At 64.1% G+C, this 1,646-nt stretch carries 3 protein-coding genes; all 3 read right to left on the bottom strand.

Annotation, left to right across the window (positions count from 1 at the left end):
• On the bottom strand, positions 1 to 716 hold a 716-nt coding region (gene tadA / locus AC1D1X_RS22750; RefSeq protein WP_477699269.1), incomplete at its 3' end, for a tRNA adenosine(34) deaminase TadA.
• A 64-nt stretch (positions 717 to 780) separates the two neighbouring features.
• Positions 781 to 1,008 carry a hypothetical protein gene (locus AC1D1X_RS22745; protein ID WP_457282780.1) on the bottom strand — a complete coding sequence of 76 codons (228 nt, stop codon included), beginning with the start codon at positions 1,006 to 1,008 and terminating at the stop codon, positions 781 to 783.
• Position 1,009: 1 nt separating this feature from the next.
• The coding region (locus AC1D1X_RS22740) for an FMN-binding negative transcriptional regulator (protein ID WP_477699268.1) at positions 1,010 to 1,646 on the bottom strand (637 nt) is incomplete at its 5' end.

Genomic DNA, 1,646 nt, shown 5'->3' with positions numbered 1-1,646 from the left:
GCCTGCAGCAGCGGCGGGATCATCTTGCGATAGAGGTAGCTCCAGGCCGGGTTGCCGTGCAGGCACAGAAAGGTCAGGCCGCCTCCCCCCACTTTGTTCTCACCGCCGCCTTCGTCGAGGTAATGCATGCGCAGCCCCTGCAGCGCCGGCAGGTCGCTCACATAACGGGGCGGCCAGGGATAGCCCGGCAGGGCATCAAACGCGGCGTCGGGCGTGCGCAATGCATCCTCGCGCAGCGGATGGGCCAGCCGCGATGCCTCGCGCTGCTCATCCCTGCGCCGGCGAAAGAACTCCTGCAGCAGTGCGCTGCATTCCGCAGCCAGCACCCCGCCCTGCAGTTGGGTCTGGTGGTTCAGCCGGGACTCGGCAAACAGGTCGATGACCGAACCGGCGGCGCCGGTCTTCGGGTCGGTCGCGCCAAACACCACGCGTTTGAGCCGGGCATGCAGCATGGCGCCGCTGCACATGGCGCAGGGCTCCAGCGTGACGAACAGCTCGCAATCGTCCAGCCGGTAGTTGCCCAGCGCCTGTGCCGCCGCGCGCAACGCCACGATCTCGGCGTGGGCCGTCGGGTCGTGCCCGTCTACCGGGGCGTTACGGCCCGTGGCAATGATCTCGCCACGCCGCACCACCACTGCGCCCACAGGCACTTCACCCGACCCGGCTGCCTGACGGGCCTGCGCAAGCGCCTGCTGCATGAAGATGATGTCATTCATTTGCTATTATTTTAATAGCTGCTTGCGCTCGTCCTGCAAGGGCCATAGCCTGTTTCTTATTGAATTACTTGTCGTCCTGCGACGGCCGGGGCTGCTGCATCAGGCTTTCCACGGACTGTTTGACCTGCTGCTGCACTTGCCGGCTTTGTTCCTGCGGCGTGGCGCCGCCAGAGACTGCAGGCACGCCGGCCGCCGGCGGGCCGGCCAGTTGGCTGCCCAGCTGCTTCTTGACCAGGAACCCCACGATGGCCAACACGACCAACAAGCTCACGATGCTGAACATGGCGCGCATTTCAGGCCTCCGTTGACGTGTTGCTTGTGCCGGCCATGCCCAGGCGGGCCATCCAGTTGGCCAGGCCGCGCTCGTTTTCATTGCCGGCCGCGTAAATGGCCTTCATCGCTGCGTGGGACTCGGGCCTGTGCTGGTTGATCTTGACCTTGCACTGAAGATCGGTGACCCGCAATTCAAAAGCCACAATACCGGCCAGCATCTTGTGGGCAAACTCTTCGCCCAGGCCACGCCATTGCTCGGCGTAAGGTGGCTCATGGTCGCCAATCAGCTTTTTAAGCAGGCGGTCTTTTGCCAGGGGATCTTCGATCAGCGTGGCCTGCACGGTGCAATGCRCGGCCAGGTAGTTCCAGGTCGGCACCCGCGCCAGATCCGGGTAGACCTTGGGCGACAGGTAGGCATGAGGCCCGAGAAAGGTGGCCACGGCCTGCGGTCGTGCCTGCAGGTAGCGCCAGTGCGCATTGGGCTTGGCCACATGGCCCAGCAGCACCAACTGATCGCCGCGATCTTCCAGATGCAAGGGCAAATGCGTGACATACGGAAGACCAGCGTCATCGACACTGATCAAGCTGGCAAAGGGGTGTTCCTGGATCAGCGCCGCAGCCTTTGCGCGGTCGCCTTTGAATTGGGGCGGCATGTAC

The sequence above is a fragment of the Polaromonas sp. P1_G4 genome, assembly GCF_056405475.1.
This window is presented reverse-complemented; position numbering and strand designations above follow the sequence as displayed.